24 protein-coding genes, 1 tRNA gene and 2 pseudogenes are annotated in these 20,574 nt (G+C 65.4%); 12 read left to right on the forward strand and 15 right to left on the reverse strand.

Annotated elements, in window-relative coordinates; all coding sequences use genetic code 11:
- The first annotated feature begins 100 nt into the window (after positions 1-100).
- On the forward strand, positions 101-1,090 hold the full coding sequence (locus GO592_RS40955) for a pentapeptide repeat-containing protein (protein WP_007296983.1): 990 nt from the start codon (positions 101-103) through the stop codon (positions 1,088-1,090).
- Positions 1,091-1,489: 399 nt separating this feature from the next.
- Here GO592_RS40955 and GO592_RS40960 read toward each other — a convergent pair whose 3' ends face one another.
- Complete coding sequence (locus tag GO592_RS40960) at positions 1,490-1,693, reverse strand: hypothetical protein (protein ID WP_007296982.1); 204 nt, start codon at positions 1,691-1,693, stop codon at positions 1,490-1,492.
- Positions 1,694-1,880: 187 nt separating this feature from the next.
- On the opposite strand from GO592_RS40960, the gene GO592_RS46400 reads away from it, so the two are divergent.
- A complete protein-coding gene (locus GO592_RS46400; RefSeq protein WP_011599145.1) occupies positions 1,881-2,192 on the forward strand; it encodes a phosphoadenosine phosphosulfate reductase in 312 nt (103 codons plus the stop codon).
- Between the two features lie 1,010 nt (positions 2,193-3,202).
- On the opposite strand, the gene GO592_RS40970 is transcribed toward GO592_RS46400, so the two are convergent.
- A complete protein-coding gene (locus tag GO592_RS40970; protein WP_039951055.1) occupies positions 3,203-3,418 on the reverse strand; it encodes a hypothetical protein in 216 nt (71 codons plus the stop codon).
- A 195-nt stretch (positions 3,419-3,613) separates the two neighbouring features.
- On the opposite strand from GO592_RS40970, the pseudogene GO592_RS40975 reads away from it, so the two are divergent.
- Positions 3,614-3,769 (forward strand): annotated as a pseudogene (locus GO592_RS40975) (GmrSD restriction endonuclease domain-containing protein); the annotation flags it as partial.
- Positions 3,770-4,146: 377 nt separating this feature from the next.
- On the opposite strand, the gene GO592_RS40980 reads toward GO592_RS40975, so the two are convergent.
- The 7 genes from GO592_RS40980 to GO592_RS46145 form a co-directional block, all read right to left on the reverse strand.
- Positions 4,147-4,362: a hypothetical protein gene (locus GO592_RS40980; RefSeq protein WP_007296976.1), complete on the reverse strand. Its 216-nt coding sequence runs from the start codon at positions 4,360-4,362 to the stop codon at positions 4,147-4,149.
- 273 nt (positions 4,363-4,635) lie between these two features.
- Positions 4,636-4,914: a hypothetical protein gene (locus tag GO592_RS40985; RefSeq protein WP_007296975.1), complete on the reverse strand. Its 279-nt coding sequence runs from the start codon at positions 4,912-4,914 to the stop codon at positions 4,636-4,638.
- Positions 4,915-6,366: 1,452 nt separating this feature from the next.
- A complete protein-coding gene (locus tag GO592_RS40990) occupies positions 6,367-6,537 on the reverse strand; it encodes a hypothetical protein (protein ID WP_007296974.1) in 171 nt (56 codons plus the stop codon).
- A 67-nt stretch (positions 6,538-6,604) separates the two neighbouring features.
- Complete coding sequence (locus GO592_RS40995) at positions 6,605-6,775, reverse strand: hypothetical protein (protein WP_007296973.1); 171 nt, start codon at positions 6,773-6,775, stop codon at positions 6,605-6,607.
- Between the two features lie 58 nt (positions 6,776-6,833).
- Positions 6,834-7,190 (reverse strand): hypothetical protein, encoded by a 357-nt coding sequence (locus GO592_RS41000; RefSeq protein ID WP_007296972.1) that lies wholly within the window; start codon positions 7,188-7,190, stop codon positions 6,834-6,836.
- A gap of 318 nt (positions 7,191-7,508) precedes the next feature.
- Positions 7,509-8,633 (reverse strand): Lsr2 family DNA-binding protein, encoded by a 1,125-nt coding sequence (locus GO592_RS41005; RefSeq protein WP_041813391.1) that lies wholly within the window; start codon positions 8,631-8,633, stop codon positions 7,509-7,511.
- A 652-nt stretch (positions 8,634-9,285) separates the two neighbouring features.
- Entirely contained in the window at positions 9,286-9,411 is a 126-nt protein-coding gene (locus GO592_RS46145; protein WP_255314991.1) for a hypothetical protein, read from the reverse strand.
- Positions 9,412-9,727: 316 nt separating this feature from the next.
- Here GO592_RS46145 and GO592_RS41010 point away from each other — a divergent pair, with 316 nt between their 5' ends.
- From GO592_RS41010 to GO592_RS41020, 3 genes are all read left to right on the forward strand, one after another.
- Positions 9,728-10,042 carry a hypothetical protein gene (locus GO592_RS41010; RefSeq protein ID WP_007296970.1) on the forward strand — a complete coding sequence of 105 codons (315 nt, stop codon included), beginning with the start codon at positions 9,728-9,730 and terminating at the stop codon, positions 10,040-10,042.
- Between the two features lie 1,346 nt (positions 10,043-11,388).
- Positions 11,389-11,721 (forward strand): WhiB family transcriptional regulator, encoded by a 333-nt coding sequence (locus tag GO592_RS41015; RefSeq protein ID WP_007296968.1) that lies wholly within the window; start codon positions 11,389-11,391, stop codon positions 11,719-11,721.
- A 19-nt stretch (positions 11,722-11,740) separates the two neighbouring features.
- Positions 11,741-12,031, forward strand: a complete 291-nt coding sequence (locus GO592_RS41020; RefSeq protein ID WP_007296967.1) for a DUF4193 domain-containing protein — start codon at positions 11,741-11,743, stop codon at positions 12,029-12,031.
- 125 nt (positions 12,032-12,156) lie between these two features.
- On the opposite strand, the gene GO592_RS41025 is transcribed toward GO592_RS41020, so the two are convergent.
- The 4 genes and pseudogenes from GO592_RS41025 to GO592_RS41040 form a co-directional block, all read right to left on the reverse strand.
- Positions 12,157-12,230, reverse strand: a tRNA-Ile gene (locus GO592_RS41025).
- Positions 12,231-12,313: 83 nt separating this feature from the next.
- Positions 12,314-12,871 (reverse strand): helix-turn-helix domain-containing protein, encoded by a 558-nt coding sequence (locus tag GO592_RS45445; protein ID WP_007296966.1) that lies wholly within the window; start codon positions 12,869-12,871, stop codon positions 12,314-12,316.
- Positions 12,832-13,236: pseudogene (locus GO592_RS45450) on the reverse strand (MFS transporter); the annotation flags it as partial. The gene GO592_RS45445 and the pseudogene GO592_RS45450, both read right to left, overlap by 40 nt.
- A gap of 166 nt (positions 13,237-13,402) precedes the next feature.
- Positions 13,403-14,950 (reverse strand): MFS transporter, encoded by a 1,548-nt coding sequence (locus GO592_RS41040; RefSeq protein WP_007296964.1) that lies wholly within the window; start codon positions 14,948-14,950, stop codon positions 13,403-13,405.
- Positions 14,951-15,833: 883 nt separating this feature from the next.
- Here GO592_RS41040 and GO592_RS41045 point away from each other — a divergent pair.
- The 3 genes from GO592_RS41045 to GO592_RS41050 all read left to right on the forward strand — a co-directional run bounded on the left by GO592_RS41045 (position 15,834) and on the right by GO592_RS41050 (position 18,123).
- Positions 15,834-16,394, forward strand: coding sequence for an IS5 family transposase (locus GO592_RS41045; protein ID WP_007296963.1), 561 nt, complete (start codon positions 15,834-15,836; stop codon positions 16,392-16,394).
- 60 nt (positions 16,395-16,454) lie between these two features.
- Positions 16,455-16,619 (forward strand): hypothetical protein, encoded by a 165-nt coding sequence (locus GO592_RS45455; protein WP_237737270.1) that lies wholly within the window; start codon positions 16,455-16,457, stop codon positions 16,617-16,619.
- Positions 16,620-16,698: 79 nt separating this feature from the next.
- On the forward strand, positions 16,699-18,123 hold the full coding sequence (locus GO592_RS41050) for an NF041680 family putative transposase (RefSeq protein ID WP_337952692.1): 1,425 nt from the start codon (positions 16,699-16,701) through the stop codon (positions 18,121-18,123).
- Between the two features lie 8 nt (positions 18,124-18,131).
- Here the strand turns inward: GO592_RS41050 and GO592_RS41055 are convergent, their stop codons facing one another.
- Together GO592_RS41055 and GO592_RS46405 are read right to left on the reverse strand one after the other, a co-directional pair.
- Positions 18,132-18,272: a hypothetical protein gene (locus tag GO592_RS41055; protein WP_157234340.1), complete on the reverse strand. Its 141-nt coding sequence runs from the start codon at positions 18,270-18,272 to the stop codon at positions 18,132-18,134.
- 98 nt (positions 18,273-18,370) lie between these two features.
- The gene (locus GO592_RS46405; RefSeq protein WP_082325029.1) at positions 18,371-18,748 is read right to left on the reverse strand and encodes a serine recombinase; all 378 of its coding nucleotides are present in this window, start codon (positions 18,746-18,748) and stop codon (positions 18,371-18,373) included.
- Positions 18,749-18,783: 35 nt separating this feature from the next.
- Between GO592_RS46405 and GO592_RS41060 the strand changes: the two genes are divergently transcribed.
- The 3 genes from GO592_RS41060 (at position 18,784) to GO592_RS41070 (ending at position 20,569) form a co-directional block, all read left to right on the forward strand.
- Entirely contained in the window at positions 18,784-19,224 is a 441-nt protein-coding gene (locus GO592_RS41060; protein ID WP_011599160.1) for a hypothetical protein, read from the forward strand.
- A 328-nt stretch (positions 19,225-19,552) separates the two neighbouring features.
- Positions 19,553-20,110 (forward strand): CBS domain-containing protein, encoded by a 558-nt coding sequence (locus tag GO592_RS41065; protein ID WP_007300345.1) that lies wholly within the window; start codon positions 19,553-19,555, stop codon positions 20,108-20,110.
- A gap of 306 nt (positions 20,111-20,416) precedes the next feature.
- On the forward strand, positions 20,417-20,569 hold the full coding sequence (locus GO592_RS41070) for a hypothetical protein (RefSeq protein ID WP_225857940.1): 153 nt from the start codon (positions 20,417-20,419) through the stop codon (positions 20,567-20,569).
- Positions 20,570-20,574: the final 5 nt, after the last annotated feature.

The raw sequence follows: 20,574 nt of genomic DNA on the forward strand, positions 1-20,574 counted from the left end.
CAGGCGCGGAACCACCTCGTGCGGAAAGACTTCGGTTGGCCTCTCGAATCGAGGCACGAAAGCGGGTCCATCAAGGTGCCGGACGCGCGATGATTGAACGGTGAGCGTCGACTCGGCCTCGACCAATTCCGGACACAAGAAGGACCGACAGGTACCTGCCGTGGGGTTGATCGTCCTCGGCGTCGGTCTCGCAGCAGTCGCCGTCCTCGTGTTCGTATTCCTGAAAGTCCAGTCGTGGCATGACCTGACTCCAGGGCAAGCCACACTGTTGGCGGGTATGGGTGCGATCGTCGCGGCCTCACTCGCTGTGTGGGGTGCATGGATAACCCGCCGAGGCGCGGAGGAGAACACGCAAACGCAGATAGCGGCCGATCGGGAGAACCTGACCTCGCAGATCACGGCGCAATCGGACAACCTGTCGGCCCAACTTCACGCCCAAGAGATACACCTTCGAACGCAGATCGAAGCCCAATCGGAACAGCTACGCGCAACACATGCGCTCGAAGAAGCCCGTGATCTCCGGACTCGGTACACCGCGGTCGCCCAACAACTCGCCGAGAAGACCCTGGTGATCCGCATGGCCGGTACCTATGCGCTGGCTTCACTCGCCGACGATTGGCACGCATTCGGCAACGATAGAGAGCGCCAAGTCTGCATAGATCTGCTGTGCGCCCAACTCCGAGACCTCACCGCGACCGCCGATGACGACCGCAAACTCCGCGCCGCACTGATCAAAGTCATTCATCAGCACACCAAGATCAGCGACGACCGACTACCCGAGAACGGTTGGTCCAGATGCCAATTCGACCTCAGCAGCGCAGACCTACAAGGCATCCAACTACCCCAAACGGTCTTGTTCGACGCGACACTCGACGACTGCAACCTGTCCGGCGCACTACTCATGGGTGTGCAGCTCTCACACGCTCACCTGCGCCGAGCCGACTTGCGGAACGCGATGCTGACCTTCGCCCGCCTACGTCGAGTCGACCTGACAGACGCACAGATCGACGACAGCACGGAGTTGACCGGAATCAAATACGACAACGAGACGACATGGCCCCAGAACTTCACCCCGCCTCCGAGCACATAGCGCTGGTCAAGACCCGCGGCAAGGGCCGGTCCGCGCCGGGACCGCCCGCCACACAGGTGGTGCCATCGAGAAAACGCAAGGGGAGCTGAACCCATCCGCCGGAACGACGGTGGCACGCGAGATGGGTCTCACGACCTCGATCATTGAGCAGGACACAATGTGCGCGCCGCCGGCAAGCCTCCGGCCCTGAGCCGGCCAGGCCGGCCCATGACCGTCGAACGACGATGAACTGCCGCGAGATCACCTGCCCGACCAGTCTCATCACCGGCGTCGCGTGGCCGCACCGCGAGCACCCGGCCACCAGGTCCGCAGGCTCGGCGTGGTCCGGGATACCGACGACGGCGGCGGTGTAGGCGGCCTACACCGCGTCCTACTCCGCCGCAGTGAGGTTCGACGCCGTCACGACACCGAAGTGACGGCGCCGTGCGGGTATTGCTCGGCGATCTCGCTCGTCTCCCGGGCCAGCCAGGTCAGCTCCCCCACCCCATCGTCCGCGGCCGTCATCAGATCCGCCCACTCACACTCCGGGCCCCGGACACACACCAACGCCAACTCGTTCTCGGACAACGTCTGCCACAGCTGCTCCACCGCGGACGACCCCATACCCCCATTCAACCGCAGACCACCGCCGATACCGAGGATCGGCGACGGCCTGTCGCATCTCGGCGCCGCCCCCGACACCACCGTTGCGCCGCTCTATCGACTATTAGCACCCGTACGGCGGATAGGTCCCCACGTCGACGCGGGAGCGGTTCGGTGACGTGTGGGGCGAGTTCGGAGCCTGACCGCTGTGTCGACGACGACACAGGACCCAGGCCTGGGCCTCACCGCATCGAGCGGGCCTCCGGGCACCGTCGGCCAAGCCCGGTGCCGCAGCGCAGCCGTCGCGGACTTCGCGGCCCGGATGGACGCGCACCTGGCCGCCCACGACCGGTACGCGGCGTCCTCCGGCAAAGACTCCCTCGTCGTCCTCGACCTCGCCCGCCGCGTCGAAACCGATGTGCCGGTGGTGTTCTTCGACTCCGCACCGCCCGGCCCGGTGCACTTGGCCAACATCCACGTAGTGGACCTACGCGGGCGGCCGTTGGCAGCGGACGCGTAGGGGTCCCAGTGTGCACCGAACCGGGCCACCGGCGACGCTACGACCGACGCGGGTCCAGCTGTGCTCGCCGCCGGGTCATGCCGACGCCGGGTCATGCGCAGCTCCGACGCCGGGGATCGCGTAAACCGCGTCGGGCACGACGCCGAGGCGTACTTCGATCGCCGCGATGAGCGTGTCGAGCACAGAGGCGTCGGAGGGGGCGGGCGATCGCGAACCGAAGCGCTCGGCGTACGCACTGAGCCTGTAGTCCGCGGGGCTCTGCGGGATGGGACTTCCCCCCACAGCGCCCCGTGCGCGACGTCGGCGGCCATGCGGTCGCGGATCCACCAGCGGCGATACGTGGAGGGGTCATACGGGGAGCGAGAGCAGGGTTTGAAGGGCCTCATCACGCCGTGCGGCAACGATCTCCCACCAATCCTCCAGGAAGCACGGAAGCACGTGACTCCCTGCTCGGTGATGGTGGTGGCGATCTGACTGGCCGTACCCGATCCGCGCCCGCCCAACCAGCCCATGCAGGTGAACTCGGCGAGGACGTCCGCGGCGAAGGCATTGTCAACATCGGGGCCGCCCAGGCGCCGAATCCCGGAAGGTCCGTAAAACCCGGGGTATACGGGTAACTACAGCGCCGTCACCTTCGCCTCCCGCGAAGAAGGCCCGCAATCACATCACGGGCATCCGGATGCTCACGGGTCTGCACTCGCGGACCATCGTCATCAGATACAGAAGCACCCATCAGAGGTGAGGATTCCTCGGCAACCAGCTCAGCGATCCAACGATCGTCGGCCGGTACCCACGCCCGCGGCTCCTCACGAAGCCCCTCCGCGACAGACACCTCACGCCGACGCCCTCCCACACCCGCAGAACCGGAGTCGCTAGCCATACCATTGCCCCTCACTGCCGATCACAGACGCTTCGGATGCCAGACCCCACAATATGCCGATCCACGAGAAGCCCGGTAGCGCCACTCCGAGGAGGGCCGATGCCGGTACAGATGGCAACCTCCACAGACGTCACGACCGCACGAGTACCAGCGGCCACGCCACCGCGGCGATCGCCACCGCATACGTGCGGTGGCACCAGATGGCACGACAGCCCGCGCGGCGCGGCGTCACCGCCGCCGGCGCGAAGAACCGCTCCGCCCGCCACATCACTCCCACCGCGGCGACCATCCCCAACAGATACACCGCACCCACCACCGACACGACTCCCCACCAGAACCCATCCACTCGCCTCCAGCCCTCCCCTCAACGCTCGAATCGCGACAGTGCCAACAACCATATCGGCGGCCCGGGGGACGTTCGCTGATCAACGATAAAGTCCTGCAGCGCTTCCCGAAGCAGACCGGAGAGGCATGCGGCCGCTACCCGCTCTATAGCAACCACCTTCATCTCCCCGCCGCTCAATGGTGTTCGTGGACATACCGGTCACCTGATTCCGACGCCGCATCCTGGTTGCCGCCGAACAACGCCTACCGATGCACCTACATCTCCCGGCAGATCGACGTCAAAGCCCTCTACCGGTTGTGGGTGACCCAGGCGGAGAAGGACGTGATGAGCCAGGTCCTGCACTCCTGCTGACCACTACGCGCTATCCGGATTCGGGAAAAGCCGCCGGTCACTACCGTAGCGTCCGCGGGATCCGGCCTCGGCGTCTCGGATCCGGCCTTCGATGCGTTCCGGGTCTTCCCGGTTGGCCAGGCCGGTGCGGACGGCTGCGGCGATTCCGCGGTGCGCCCGGCCGCACCGCGGAATCCGACGGCGGGCTGGCTGATGTGCGGTGCCGCGGGTCGCACTCGTTGCTGTTGGAGCGGTTGGTTCCCCAGCCGTTTCGCGGTGTGAAAATGCCGTCACCGCCGACATCCCGCATCGGCCCGACGCAGACGGCGACGGGCAAGCGGTATGTATTCCGGCAGCGCGACCTTTCGCGTCGCTGAGGTGTGGTGATGAGGAGGCGGCTACTCGCGCTCGTCGAGCAGCGCGAGCAGTTTCTCCAGGGGGACACCGCTTGTGCCGTCCTGCCCGATCACCCGCTCATGTGAGGAGTTCACCAGGTTCTCGATCTTGGCGAGCTTCGTCTCGGCGGCGTCACGTTGCCGCCGAAGTGCGCGGATCACGCCTTCGTTCTCGATGTTCAGTTCGCGGAGCTCGTCGATGCCTGGTTCGATCGCCATGAGATCTCCCTCCTCGCTGCCTGTGGTTGCGACGAAGTGTAGTGGTGGACACAGACACTCCGCCCAAGCCCGACCGGGGATCGGAACCATGTACACACCGGCGACCGGGGCGCCGCGTGGCGCGGCGGCGCCGGGCGGACACCGCGGAGGGACCTCCATGAAGCCGCGACTGATTGTTGCCGGCGGGGGTTGTGCAGATTCGGCGCCGAGCCGTAAGGCCACCGGTCGATCTGCGTGGGTCATCTCCACCGCCTGGGGCGCGCGAATCACGGTTCACCCACCCGGACGCGCGCCCTCGTCGAACGACTGTGCGGCATCGCCCGACTCGGCGGCGTCGGCCGCCGCAGTCAACACCTCGGCCAACTGGCGCGCACAGGCCGGGGTGAGTTGACCGAGCGCACCGTCGTGGGCGTAGATGCCCACGTACTCGGCAACGATGCGCGTCCCGGACCGGTGCTCGCGCATCTGCCGCGTATCGGCCGATACGTCGATATTCCCGTCACGCAGAATCCAATACGTCCGGTGGCCAACCCGTCCGGTGGGTTCGTTCACAGCAATCCCTCTTCTTCAGCAATGGGCGAGACAGTCCGACAAGCCTTCCAGATCACGCCGGGGGCGGCGTACCGCGTTCCGCTCGGGCGCCGGCCACCCGCCGCATGCCTCACCGCTCGATGAGCGGACCACACGGTGTTCGGGATCGTCGGACCGTCGTGCGCCCGGACCGGGGTGTTCCCTCCATCGCTGGTTGGGGTGCGCTTCGGATACGGCGGAGAAGGGCGGCCGCGAGCGCAACAGGTGGATCCGGTCTCGCGGTTCCCGCACCGATCGCCGCAGGGGCGATCGAGCCGACTGCCGCCGCGGCGCCGGCGTGCCCGCCCGTTGAGACACCACACGTGAGAACGTCCGCCGCACAAGGCAACCCGCCGCCCACCGGGTCTTGAACACCCACCGCTGCAACGACCCTCGAGGACCGTGGGCCGATCAGCCACCCCGGGCCCCGACTGCCCGCTCCGGACTCGGTGTGCCAACTACGGGCCGGACGGCAACATGTCCGGGACGGTCCGGTCGGCGCCGGCCGCGGACAACGCCGCCCGGTTGGGCGATGGCGCAAGCACCGGGCCACGCCGGCACCGAACTCCACTCCGCCGCACGGTTGGGCGGCAATGGGCACGAACAGACCGTGATCGTGGCCGGCTCATCGGTAGCCCCGACGGCATCGAGTTCGGCCGTCGGCCCGCGCCCGCACCACCTACGGATGCGGGCCGCAGCGTGAGGCTACTTCCACCAGTCCCGCCTGCGATGCGGGACAACAATGTCGTCGAAGACCCTGGTGTCACCGGTATCCCACCGGCGACGCCCCGCCGCGAGGGTACGAGCGGTACGGCGACGCTCACGACGGAGATCACGAGCATGACCCTCACCGTCGTAGCACAGCGAACACGAGCAGATCCTGGTGCCCGTGTACGTGAAAGCCCAGAAGCACTTCGTCGCGGGCAACCAGGCCCGACCCTCCTGACACCGGTCAGGGAGGTCGCACACGTCGTGGTAGTCGGCGTGTAACGGTTCAATGGAAAGTTCGCCACGGCGAAGACGAACCCAATACGGAGAATGCGCATCGGTACGGGACAAGGCGGTGCCTTTCAGCGCTCAGGCGCCCCGGCCCGCTACCCCCGAATGAGGACGCACCGGGGCGGCGATAGGAGCACCGCATCCCTCGCCCGCCGAAGCGGGCATCGCCATCCACCAGAACTCATGCCGCCCATTCTGACATCCACCTACGACAGACCCGAGCAGACCACACCCGCTTGCCATGGCGGCCCGGCAACAGCAACCCCCGCCCACCGGAACCCCATCCCCCATCTACCCTGCGTCTGCGGGCCACACCCGCTCCGCTGGGAGTCGTTTGCCGGCGCCGGACCGACCAGCACCACCCCGGCACCACCACCTCGGCACCACCGGTGAGTTGCATCGCGACCACCGCACCCCGGGGTGCCGCCCCGACATTCACGTCGGATCCCACGGTGATCGTTCGACGCTGTTCAGCTCATCGAGAACCTCATCGACCGTGGTCGTCGGGATGCGGAAATCCTCGCCCTCCGACGCGCGGAGGCGACGACGTACCTGGGCGAGCATGGCGAGTTCACGCTCGAGGTCTGCTGCGGCTCGATCACCCACGACCTCACCCTGCCCTGAAATGGGTGATAACCAGAGCGAGCCGCACGACAGACGCGAGAGTCCACCCTCAGTGCGGTGCAGCATCCGCGTCGCGGGGAGGGACTTGGCGTTCGAGCAGCTCCGCCAACTCCTCAATGGTGACCTCCACCGTGCCGAACATCGGATCCCCCTCCATAGCGGCGCGGGCGACCGCCCGACCGAGACGTTCTATGAGGTCGGCATACAACGGATCCGTCATACCGGACAAGTCTGCTGCACCCCCGAGCGTTCACCCCACCCACCCGAAAAAATCGGGTTCAGCTCTCCGGGTGTGTCGAGTCCGCCGCATCGAGTGCATGCAACGCCCGGGACGCCTTCCTCGACTGGCTCACGAATCGGAGGTGAATGGTCGCCGACACAAGCGCCCCCACCGCGAAGACGATCGCCAGAAGCCACCACCACGCACCAAACACCAGGAAAAGCCCCAGGCAAACGCAGGCGGCGCCCAGGAACGCCCACTGCACACGCAGCACCTTCCGAGCCTTCTCATTGGCACGGGCCATCTCGGAAAGATAAAAGTCCTTGCTCATCGAATGAATGTCGACCTCCCGTTCACACTCGGTCCGGACACTGGGGGAAGCGGTCAGCACCGACGAAGAAAGAAAACTCGCCATCACCCACCACTACCTCCCTCACCGAACACACCCCCAGCGTAGGGGGCATGGCCGACAGTGTGCGGTGCCGACGCGTCTGACCAGGGCTGTCGGTGGCTCCGCGCCGCGGCGGGAAGGGGCCGCCGGCGACCACGGAGCGCCGGAGCACCCAGGCCCCGTCCTCGTCGCCGGCGCGCTTCTGGCTGTGCGCGCAAAGATGTCCGCACAGAGCACCGATGGCTCGCCAATGCTGCGCCACAGAGGCCGGGCCGACCGAGAATGACTGCGCTGATGGCCGGCGACAGGGCCGCCGAATCCATCAGGCCAGTGTCCACAATGTCACGCGACCGGAAACGCTGCCTGCGCATCATGGAAGGCCCGCTCGACCTCGGCCGGAATCCGGCCGCGGGAGGACACCACGTGCCCCTCCCCGATCGCCCACTCCCGAATCTCCCTGGACGCCCTCTTCGCCGAAACCTTGCTCACCGACGCGCTCGTCACCGGAGCCTTCTCCGCGGCCGCCGGTTTCGCGGCCGTCCTTGTCGCCGGAGCCTTGCTCGTCGCCGACCTCGTCACCGGAGCGGCCGGCGGGGCGGTCTTCTTCCCGGCCGCCTTTGTCGCGGAAGGCTTCCTGGCCGGCGCCGTTCGTCTCCGAGCCTTCGTGGCCTGCGCGTCATGGAAGGCGCGCTCGAGTTCAGCGGGAATCCGGCCGCGGGAGGACACCACGTGCCCCTCCCCGATCGCCCACTCCCGAATCTCTTTGGTCGTCTTCTTCGCTGGCGCCGTGCTCACCGACGCACTCGTCACCGGAGCCGCCGCGGACTTCTTCTGTACGGCCGCCTTCTCCGCCGGACCGGTGCTTGCCGCCGACCTCTTCACCGGAGCGGTCGCCGCGGACGCCTTCGTCGCAGCTGCCTTCTTCGCGGGCGCCTTCCTTGCGGGCGCCGTGCTCGCCGCTACCGCCTTGGCCGGAGCGGTCGGCGCGGCCGTGGTCTTCGCAGCTGCCTTCTTCGCACTCGTCTTCTTCACCTTCGCCGGCTTGGCCTGAACCGTCTTCGCCTGCGCGTCGTCGAAGGCTTGCTCGATCTCGGCCGAAATCCGGCCGCGGGAGGACACCTCCAAGCCCGCCCCGATCGCCCACGCACGAATCTCCCTGGTCGTCTTCTTCGTTGGCGCCCCGCTTGCCGCTGCCCTGTTCGTCGAGGCCTTTTCCCCGACTACCTTCTTTGCTGCCCTCTTCTTCGCCGTCGTCGTCTCCGCGATCGTCTTCTTCGCGGCCGTCCTCTTCACCTTCGCCGGTTCAGCCGGAGCCGGCTTCGCCTGCGCGTCATGGAAGGCTTGCTCGATCTCGACCGAAATCCGGCCACGGGAGGACACCTCCAAGCCCGCCCCGATCGCCCACTCACGAATCTCTTTGGTCGTCATCTTCGCCGAACCTGCAGAACCCCTCGGTGATACCGCCACGTTGTCTCCCCATTTCGCCAGGCAATCGTCAAACACACAGTAGCGGCATTTCGGCGCCCCCGCCGCCAGCCGATGAAACGGCAACCAATCACACGCGGGCCGCACTGATCTGGGAAGACCCGTAGCCCTCACCCTGTCGTCTGACAGGACCACACAGAGCACCATCTGCCGACGGTGCCGGACGACTGCAGGACCATGTCAGCCAACCAGGCCTGGGTCTTCTTTTCGTATCGGAGAGAGAATACGGACTCTATTGCTCTGCAATCGTTTCCGACGATCAATAGGGATCACGGCAGAACCGTCGACATGCACCGAATTCGCGGAACTGCCACGACGTGAAACGCAGCCCCAAACAGAAATGGCGTGAAAGTGTTCGAGCCCCCAACCACGGCCTCGAGGAGACCGAGAGATAGAGAATCACCTGATACCCCATTTTCCCAACCGATCTCCAACCCATCACCAAGCATGAACCCTGTGTCACCGTGCTGGATGCGAGTCCACACCCACGCCCATCCGTTGCCGAAGCCCGGGCTACGGAAGCCGAGCGCTTCCCACACCCACACATTTCAAGTGGTGGACCTCACCCGGGACCGTGACCACCTCGTCGACGGTGCCCTGGTCGGTCAGCCGCGTCAGTGGACTCGGCGAATGGTCAGTGCAGTCGAGCCCAGGGTTCCGCGGCGGGCAGCATCAGGACGAGTTCGGCGGGGTGGTTGCGGCAGCCGCACATCACCCCGTCGAAGTCCGGGGCGGCGGCGAGGATCTGATGGCGAAACATTGGCCGAGGGCCGGATCGCTCGCGCTCACCCCCGGGAACAGCTGCACCCGATCGGCCCACCGCACGCCGTCATCGAGGGCCGTCCCGACGAGGGCAGTCACTGCTGTTCGGTTGCCCCTGACCCACTATGTCAACGTCGACAGGCGAACCGTCGGAACCATCGATACCCTCACCCGATCCCCACCTGAAACGGTGAGCCGGCCGCGACAGACCCCGAATCAGTCTCGCACACCACGCATCCCAGCGGGGACCCGCGTACACCGTTCAACGAGATTCCTATAAACAGACCGCTCATACTTTTCGCAGGGGAGGCTCCATGAAGAGCACGATGGTCATCGCCGCAGGCGCATTGGCACTCGGCTTCGGCGCAATGTGCGCTCCGACCGCCACCGCGCAGGACGCCGGCTACGGGGAGTACCCCTGCAGTGACCAATTCCAGGTCCCATGGTCACTCGATGCATGGAACGGCACCCACAAGGTCGCATTCAGCCCCTTCGGAACCGACAACATCGAGTGCGTCTCATTCTACGGACAGACCGCGGCGTACCAGCTCGATGCGCAGGGACGAAAGCATGCCCTCAATCCGCCATCCGGCGTACTCGGTGCGTTTGTCCCGAATCTCTACTTCTGAGACCCCGCGGCGTACTGACCACCCCCATCGGATCTGCCCTCCCATCGGCCCCGCGCGGGCAGGGCCGCTTCCATCTCCGGGGCCTGCACCACCCCCACATCGGTGACGAACTCCGGCGCCTGCGCGCCCCGACCGCGCCATCGTCGGTCAAACCCATCAGCGCCACCCCCGCAGGATTGAGATACAGCGGGCGACCGCTGTCGTAGTCGGAGACGGCAACCAGGTTCTGGGCACGTTCGATCACCGCGAGCAGCAGCCGAGTATCCGCCGCCGTCGGCCCCCCTTACGATCCCGTTCCGTACCGACCGGCGAGGTGTCAGCGAGCGGTCGGAGTGTTCGGTCGGCGATCGTCGGCGTACATGGCCTCGACCCGCGCCTTGATCTCGGCGGTGCTCATCACCGGGCCGCCGCCACGTCCGGGATTCGGGCACGGACATCGTCGGGGTCGAGGGTATCGCCATGAGAAATCTGCCTTCGTCACTCGGGTGTGGGGCCGCCACCGCGGCGGCCCGCGTGGCTGGTCCAGCACCCACGCATAGGTGTGATCTGATTCACATGCCGCGGCGTTACATGCACCATCCCCAACCATCGACCGGCCACCACCAGCACACCGGCCTGGGCCCGACACCCTCCTCGCCGCCGACACCCCCACCTTCCCGGACGGCCGCCCGCCACGTGGACCGAGCCGAAAGCCTGCACGACGGGCACACACCCCCGTCTTTGACCGACACAATCGCCCAATCCCTGCCCGCACACCTCGAGCACGCGTGGTGTGGGCTGACCGATGACGACCCGACGCCCCGACGGCCTGCCGGCCCGCACAGACGGCCACGTCACGGATGTGATGCCAGTTACTTTCCAGCGATTCTCTTCGGCATCGGGTGCCGCGCCGCTACGCTCGACAACACACCCCGATACCAACCCCTGAGACGGGCGCCGGGTGTAGAGCATCCGGGCACCTCCCGGATCCACCGATGTCGAGCCCAGGCATCACCGCACCGACATCCCCACCCGTGTGGGCGCGGTGCGCACCGAAACCAGTCCCGAACCCCGGTCGGTCACTGTCGTGAACCCGACCGCCCATCCCCGGGGCTCAGAAGTGAAACCGCGATGCGTCGAGGGGTCATGTCGCACAACACTTCCCGGACCACAACGAAACGGTGCGCACCCGATCCCACACCGTCCGCGCCCACAGGAAGCCCACACTCACCCACATCGATGTGCCGTACACGCGCGGGCCGGGGACCGCCCACAGCCCGCCAGCCGCACCGTGCGCACCGTGCGCACCTCGCTGCGCGATCCGCCGATCGTGTCACCGTTCATTTTTCGAAAGCGACTCATCTGCTGTGCCTGATCATCTCCACCACCCCATCGACCTGGACTGGCAGCACCGCGCCTCATGCCGCGGCACCGACACCGACATGTTCTTCTCCCTCGACGGTGAACGCGGCAACGTCCGCGCCCGGCGCGAGCGCGCCGCCAAACAAATCTGCCAAGACTGCCCCGTGCTCGACAACTGCCGCGCGCACGCCCTCACCGCCACCGAGTCTTATGGCATCTGGGGTGGCATGTCCGAAACCGAACGCGCCCGCCACACCCGGCGCACCCGCCGCCCGGCACGACCCCGCGAGCGTGTCGTGTCGACGGACCCTTTAACCTGGCGGATCCGAACACCCTGAGCGTGAAGGTAGAACAGCCATGGCCACCGACTACGACGCACCACGAGTCACCGAATCCGACGAGCCGGACACCTCCCTCGAACAGCTGACCGCCAGCCGGAAAGACACCCAGTCCCCCGTCGTCGACGTCGAAGACACCGACACCGCCGAGTCGTTCGAACTGCCCGGCGCGGACCTGTCCGGTGAAGAATTCACCGTCCGTGTCATCCCGAAGCAGTCGGACGAATTCACATGCACCAGTTGTTTTCTGGTCCACCACCGCAGCCGCCTCGCCGACGCTGCGCAACAACTCTGCCGCGACTGCGCCTGAGTACGTCAGCGCACTCGAGATACTCGGCCCATCGCCAGGTTGAGCGGAGTCCGCATTGCCCACGCTCGTTCCGCCGGCACGGCAGCCCTGACGGAGCCCTTCCCGAAGGTCGCCCGGCGGCGCGGTGGGGCGGGCGGGGCTCGAACCCGCGACCAATGGATTATGAGTCCACGGCTCTAACCGACTGAGCTACCGCCCCATCACCGCACCACCCCTCGCTCTGCGGGCGTAGCGATGGTATCTCCACATTGCTGCCCCGTCCCGCTCGCGGCGGGGCAGTGCTCATACGCGGCCGAAGAGCTGCCGCACGCCACCGTCCTCATCGACGGCATACAACGCCATTCCCAACAGATCGAGAATCCGTTGCGGCATCGACACCGCCTCGATCCGCTGCGCGGCCCCCGCGGGCAGGGTGTCGGTGAAGAAGGTGCCGAGCGCGGCGGCGTGCTTGCCCTCGGTGCCCCAGACGATCTTGCCGGTGTCGTGGTCGGACACCATCGTCAGGTACTTGTGGTGGCGGCGCCACGAAATCTCGTCCACCCCGATCTCGACCAGATTCGTGAATCGGTCGAGGTCGAGTTTGTCGGCGACGACCCGGCCGCAGATCGCGCCGACGGTGCGCCAGGTGATGCGGTAGAACGTCGCCACGGTGGACTTGTCTGTCTTGGTGGCCAGCCACACCGCCAGGTCCTCGAAGTCGCGGGTGAACCCGGATCCGGGGCGGGCGAAGTCCACCGCCTCGACCAGCACCCCGTGCTCGGGGCACCGCAGTCGCCGGCGGCGCATCGTGAGCACACAGACGCGTCCGCCCAGGTTGAGGTGCCGCCACGACGAGTCCACCTCCCGGGTGTCGTAACGATGAAGGGTTGAATAAGCAGTGCCGAGCAGCCCAGCATGATGCGGCGTTTGCCGTACAGGTCGCCGAGGCGTCCGCTGATCGGGGTGGCGACGGCGGCGGCCAGCAGGGTTGCGGTGACGACCCAGGTCGCGTTCGAGCGCGTCGTATCGAGCAGCTCGGGCAGCTCGCCGATCAGCGGCACGACGAGCGTCTGCATGACCGCGGCAACCACGCCGGCGAAGGCGAGCACGGCGACCACGGCATTGGTCCGAACCGCAGGCCCTGGGTCGTTCGGGATCGGAGGCGTGGCGCCATCAGGTTGCGCGGAGGAGGGAGAATCAGTCACGAAACCGTGGGAGAACGTCATCGCGGGTTGATCCGTATCTCGCCCTGCAGGCGGGTTTGCTGTGAACCACTGGTCTCAACTCGCCCTGACACCCAGGGCCTTAACCAACCCACAACCGTTCGGTGGATCGAGGATAAGGCACGCTGGGGACTTGCTCGATCGGAGTGAAATCCCGCGAGACCGACGATCAGGCGAGGCCCTGCCCGTCGGCAGAGCCGACACGTGCAAAAGTAGCACCCTCGACGTCCAGCTCGAGGTCGGTTGCGGCGCCGCCGGTGGCGGGCTGTCGTCCGTGTCGCATAAACATGGAAATTATCAGGGCGATGACAGCGCTCCCTGCACCGACAAGGAAGATTGTGGTGAACGCGGCGTCGTTGTATAACGGCCCTTCGGGGCCTACGTCCGCGACATTGCTCGACAGCACGGCGCCCACGATTGCACTGGCGATAGCAGTTGAGATCGAGACCGAGCAGACCTGGATCCCACCCGAGACTCCCGTGTACTTCCGAGGCACCGCCTCCACCATCAGATTGGGTTGGGCCGCCCAAAAGAGCCCGAACCCGACACCCATAACGCATAACCAGACGAGAACAAGTACCAGTGAGTGGTGCGCTAGAGCCAGCAGCGTCGATCCGATCGCGAAGCTGGCCATGCTGGAGATCATGATCGCCCGCGGGTTGAAGCGTTTCGTAAGCAGCCCGCCGAGCGGTCCGAACACCATGGACGTGATCCCGAATGGGATCTGGGCCAGGCCGACCATCAACGCACTGAGACCGAAGGCGTACATCATGCCGGTGGAGGAAGGGGTCTGCAGCATCTGCGGGAGGGCGATCGCCATCATCCCGCACGCCATGAACCCAACCAGACCGACTGTAAGGGTCAGCGCGACGGCTGGGTTGCGCAGTACCCGGAGGTCGATCATGGGTTCTTCAACCCGGCTCTCGACCAACACGAACATGCCCAGTGCGATAAATCCACCGAGAATGACCAGCAGGGTTAGGGGCGCAAGCCAGCCCCACTTGTCACCCTGCCCAAGCCCAAGCAGGATCCCTCCGATGCCCAACGCCAGTAGCAGGCCACCGAGGATGTCGACTCGCCCGACCTCAGCGGACCGTTGCCGAGGAGTGCGGGGCAATACGATGACGCTCAGCGGCGCGAGCACTGCCGTGAAGGCGAAGAAGAACCAGAAGATCGACCGGTAGCCCAGACCATCGACGAACGCACCCCCGATGACAGGTGCTAGCAGTCCGGAGACGCCGAACCCAGTTCCGAGTGCCCCTAACGCAATCGGGACGACGCGTGGTGGTAGTGAGTCCCGGAACACCCGGTACGCGATCACAGGCATCACCGCTATCGTCCCCTGGAGTGCCCGACCCACGATCATCAAGGCGAAAGACGACGATAGCGCCGAGATCAGGCTTCCTACCAGAAATACCGCGCAGGCGGTGAGAACCACCGGCCGTTGGCCGAAGCGGTCAACCAGCTTACCTCCGAGGGGCATCACCATCGCGCCGACCAGAGAGACTATCGTTATTGTCCAGGCGAGTCCTTCGACCGGAAACTCTGCTGCCATAGGGCGTAGACCAGGTACCAGCATTGCGACAGCCATCGCGTTGAGTTCGCACAACAGCAGGATGACCGCGACGATCGCTATCTGCCGTCGGACCCCGTGGATTCGTCCGTCAGTTTGACCCTCGGGGCAGCCATCCTCACTCGGCGCTTCATTGATAGACATTGAAACATCGCCCTTTCAGTCGTTAATGACCGTGTCTGCAGGGATCGCGTACACCGGGGCCGCCGGGAGAGGATGGCTTCTGTGTGCTGCCCTTGAAGGAGGCCGAGGGATTGGCTCAGATCGGCCCTTCGCTTCTCGACGACTTCAGACGTTAGCCCTGAGACTGCGGAAAATCGGGGTCCTATTTGGGCGCTTAATGATTCGTTGATTAGTCGTAGCCTCGGCGGACAGACCTCATCGGTCAGGAATCGTTCAGTAAGGCGACCTACTCGGCTTCGGCGAGACGCGATCCGCCTCCGGCAGTGAGCGATCACCTCGTCGTCGGTGTCGGTCGCCCCTCTATCGAGGACGACGACTTACCGACTGAACCAAATTTTGTGCGGGCAGGCGCCGTCGAACTTGACGCGTCGGACCGAAGTTTGGCGGAGGCTGCTATCTGCGCGATGACCAGCAGCCGATACCTGTTTATTCGTTGGTCTGAGTTCGCATCGCTTGGTGTGGCCGCGGAGGGTCGCAATATAGGGCACTAATCTGGACGGCTGGCGCCCCTACAGTTCATTGTGATGCAAATCTCAACGAGGCCTTCATGGCTAAGGGGTGTTTGAGAACTCGCGATCGCGGGCGTGTGCCTCGCTTAGAATCGAAGAATGAGGGCTCCTGGTTGGGTCGGTGAGTACATGTCCCCGACTACACCAGGAGCCCACAATGACATCATCGCCGATACCGCCATGCCGGTCGTGCCCGCCCCACGCGGCGGGCGGGCACGGTTGCGTGGTGTACCCGTCGTCGGTCACCGACGCAGAGTGGGCGACCCTCGAACCGCTGTTGCCCGCGCCCGGCATCTCGGCAGGCCGAGGCGGCAGACCCGAAGCATTGCCGCCGTTTGGACGCCATCTTGTTCATCGTCCGCGGTGGTATCGCGTGGCGGCAACTGCCGATGGAGTTCCCGCCAGCCGGGACGGTGTACGCGATCTTCACCCGCTGGTCCCACAGCGGCGCGTGGCAGCGCATCGGTATCGGCGGCCGGTACCGTCTGCGAGTCGATGATCGCCGCGGTCGGGCACCGGGCCCGCCCGTCACGCACCCGCAGGCGGTCGCGCAGCGCGTCGACGTGCCCCGATCGGGCCGCGGCTGGGATGGCGGCAAGAGAACGAACGGCGTCAAGCGACACGTTGCCGTGGATGTGAACGGACTGCTGCTCGCCGTCGTCGTCACCGCTGCCTCGATCCAGGACCGCGACGCCGCGCACCGACTCCTGACCGCACTGCGCGGCAGGTTCTCCACCATCCGGCTGGTCTGGGCCGACGGCGCTTATCCTGGACGGCTGCCCGTCTGGGCGAAAGACGCTCTCGCCCTGCCTATGCAGATCATCAAACGCATCCCCGGCGCCACCGGTTTCCACGTCCGACCCCGCGTTTGGGTGGTCGAGAGAAGTTTCGCGTAGCTCAACAAGCACCGCCACTGCGTGCGAGACTACGAAACCAGACCCGACCACCACGAGGCCATGGTTCACATCGCGACGATCGCGACACATGACGAGGCGGCTCGCCCGAACCTGACGGTTTTCAAACGCGCTCTAAGCTTGTCGTTTAACCTCGGCCATCGCGTGGGGCAGTTGGTGATGATGTTGTTCGGCGTGTCGCCGCGGCATGGGGCGACCACCGCCTGATCATCTTGAGGTTCCTCTCACAGAACTTTCGAGACAAAGGCAAGCGGTGGCCGTGAGTGTCAGTGTGCCCTACACGCAGGTGGTCGGGGAAGGGTCGTGCGCGGATGACGGGGTCGAGCTGGTGTCGTTCCGCGAAGAGTTCTACCGGTGTTTGTCGGCGCGCAGCGATGCGGTGTTCGAGCTGACCGATGCGCTGCTGTGTTCCGGGGACCCGGTCACCACACTGGTCGACTTGTCGCTGACCCCTGAGCATAGGCGCGGTCACGGCGCCTTGTACGACGGATTAAACTGCGGCCGAGTAGATATCGGTCGACTGCGACGCGCAGTCGGAGCACTTCCCCTGCCGCGAAGCAGCGATGGCCGGATCGTCCTGGCCATCGATATCAGCCCGTGGCTGCGCCCGGATGCGCCAACCAGCTCCCAGCGAGCGTTCTGTCACGTCTACGGTCGCGGTAAGAATCAAGCACAGTTGATCCCCGGGTGGCCGTATTCCTTCGTCGCCGCGTTGGAGGTGGGCCGCACGTCGTGGACGGCGGTACTCGATGCGGTGCGCCTGCGGCCCGACGACGACGAAACTACGGTCACCACGGCACAAGTCCGTGAAGTAGTCGGGCGATTGCAATCGGCCGGGCACTGGAGAGACGGCGACCCGGACATCGTGCTCGTCTTCGATGCCGGGTACGAACTGGCACGGATGGCGTTCCTACTCGCCGATCTACCGGTTCAGGTGTTGGGTCGGATGCGTTCGGATCGGGTGCTGCACTTCCCCGCGCCGCCGCCGGGTCGAACCGGGCGCCCACCCCGGCACGGTGCCGAATTCAAATTCGCCGACCCCCAGACCTGGCCCGAACCCGACAGCAACACCGATACCGACACCGACCGCTACGGAACAGCCGTCACTGCGGCTTGGAATCGGTTGCACCCGAGGATCACTCACCGTGGATCGTGGGCCGACCACCCGGGACCGCCGCCGATCGTCGAAGGCACGGTGATCCGGCTGACGGTCGATCACCTGCCCGGCGACCGGCATCCCAAACCGGTGTGGCTCTGGTGCTCACATCCGGGTGCGGGCACCGCCGATATCGACCGATTGTGGCAGATGTTTCTGCGGCGCTTCGATATCGAGCACACGTTCCGGTTGTTCAAGCAGACGTTGGGCTGGACCGCCCCGAAGATCCGCAACCCCGAGGCGGCCGACCGATGGACCTGGATCGTCCTGGTTGCGCACACCCAACTCCGGCTCGCCCGGCCGCTCGCCGAAGACCTACGCCGTCCGTGGGAACGACCCGCCCCACCGCGACGGTTGACGCCGGCCCGCGTCCGTCGAGGGTTTCCGCGCATCCGCGCGACCATGCCCAATCCTGCCAGTGCACCGAAACCCAGTCGACCCGGTCCCGGACGCCCACCCGGCTCGAGGAACCGTCGCCCCGCCCAGCACCATCACGTCGGGAAACGCACGAAAATCGACATCACGGAGCCAAAAAGTGAAACCCAACCAGGTTAAATAACAAGCTAAGAAACATGGCCCAAGTGGATCACCGAGGATGCCCTATGGCCCGGTCTGCCGGGCCGCCTCAGAAGTGCCTGCACGGCCACGGTGCCGCCGATTCCTCCGGCGAGCAACCCCAGCAGCAGTGCCACGTTGGTGTACATGTCAACCTCCCTTCGGGTGTGGTGATGGTCGGACACTGTTTCGGCGGGCTTGACCCCGTGCTCACGTACGCATAGTCAGATGACGGGCGGAGCCGTCTCTACTTCGTTGTACCCGCTGTCGTCACGGATGCCTCTGCAAAAGAGGGCGGGCGTCGGCGCGACTTAGCTTCGCGAGCGTCGGCGTTGGACCGCAGGGGGTTGCCTGTCTTGGCCACACGATGTCCGACAAGAGTCAGTATCGCTCGTGGAATCCCGAGACCCTTCACCGGCATGCCTGTCACATAGCCTTCCGTGAAGAGATAGTTCGCGGCGTCGTACACCTCGTCGTCGCTGAGCGCCGACGCGGCCCACCCGACTTCTCCTCCGATGGCATCCGCGTCCAAGATCGGGCTGCGATAACCCTCCGTTGTCTTTGCAAGAAGCCAACGCAGGACAGCGTCACGAACCGCCCACTGACGATCGGTAGCTGCACTCACATTTCAGTCCTCCGGTAGATGCCGTTGATGCCTCCATGCACCATAGCCGTCGGCAAGGAATAGACAAGTATCGAACTATTCTGCGCGTCTTAGGATTTCAGAACAGCCCCGGTCGATGCCGCAAGCTCGTCGGCGCGGGCGCGACTGAGGCGCAGGGCATCTCGCGCGGCAAACAGACCCGTGACAACGTTCTAGCCGATCCCGTCGTCACCATCGACGCACTCCGAACCGGCCCTTTTGCGCGTGACTCGGTAGACGTGCCCTTCCCCGAATATACCACTGAACTGGACTTATTTCTTTATTTGGGTATGGTCGAGGTCAGTTCGCGGTTGCCGATTCGGAAAGGACCGACAATGGCCGACAAGTCCGCCGTCAAGAGTTCAAAACAGTCTGCACGTGCTCTCAAGGAGCGCCGGGCGGAGAAGAGAGCGAAGGCCCTCGAATCGACTCAGTTCATTCGAAAGCGTAAGAGCTGACGTCATCCTGGAGCATCGCCACCTACCTGCCATCCTCGTCACTGCCTGAGGGTTGGAATGTCGCACCCGACGCTCGGCCAAGAGAAAAGCCGACTCGCCCCATCACGGACTAGCAAATTTCGGGTTCCAGCTACGTGGGGTGAGGACCTCGCCGGGCTTCCCTCCTTTCCGCTCATAAACAGAATCGGAAAAGGCTCACGGAGCGCTGAAGAGTGTTCTGGAAACACGGCGAATGTCATCGGCCTGCATCCGCGTGAGACCTAACGGGGGGCCAACTTCCGGCGCAGTTTAGTGCTGGGTGCCGGATCGACTGAAACGAGTGGTGACGATGCGAGTGTTGAACGTGATGCAGCGACCGGTTCGAGTGGTGCGCCAATCCGACAGTATGCGCACGGCCGCAGTGCTACTGGCCGAGTACGGGTTCGCGGCGGTGCCGGTGGTCGACGACCACGACCGGTTGGTCGGGATGTTGAACAGCGGAGACGTGTTGCGGGCCGGACAAACGTGCTCGGAGACGGTGGGCGAGGTGATGACTGCACCCGCCGTCGCTGCGCCGATGTACCACTATTTGGCCGATGTGAGCCAGATGCTGCTTCAGCAGGGACTACGCAGTCTACCGGTCGTGGATATCGACGGGCGGGTAGTGGGCATCCTCAGCCGCAGTGACGTGGTGCGGTTGATGCTCAAACCGGACGAGACGATCGCCGTGGGCGCGCAACGCTGCCTCGACGACTATACCGGGGACGGACGCTGGCGCGTGACGGTCGAGGAGGGCCGCGTCACCCTCGCAGGCCCCTTCGCAGACGAATCCGAACGCCGCATCGCGATCGCGTTGAGCAAGACCGTACCGGGCACCCGCACAGTGTCCATTGCCACTGAAGAATAGGTGGTGGTCGATCAGGCACAAGCTGTTGGCAACAGCGCGCCACGGTGATCACTGCACCGCCGCGACTCAGTGCGCGATGAGGGTGTTTCGGCATCGCCCCGACGGCCCGAGTGATCAGTCCGCGGCCACGCCACCTGGCTGTGGCCGAAGGCACTCTGATCGCGTCCCCCGTCGTGACGCTGCGCCGCACGCACGGCCACCCTGCGCCGGTAGCGGCCCGGAGGCCGAGAAAGAGAGAGAAGAGGAATGTACCGATCGCGCACGCCCGCCGCGGCAATCCATCGATCCTTCGCCCACGGCGGATCGATGAGCACGCGCCAGATCAAGGCCCATCTCGAGGTGATGTTCGCCCCCGAGACCGATCACGGCGCCCCGGGAGGAAACGCCGGTTCAGTGCTCGCACACCGGCTCAGCGAGGTTGAGGAGAACACGGTTCCGCTTCTCGCAGGCAGTGCCTGAGAGCG

Origin of the sequence: Rhodococcus sp. 21391 (assembly GCF_016772255.1) — a bacterium.
GTDB classification, from domain to species: Bacteria; Actinomycetota; Actinomycetes; order Mycobacteriales; family Mycobacteriaceae; genus Rhodococcus_F; species Rhodococcus_F opacus.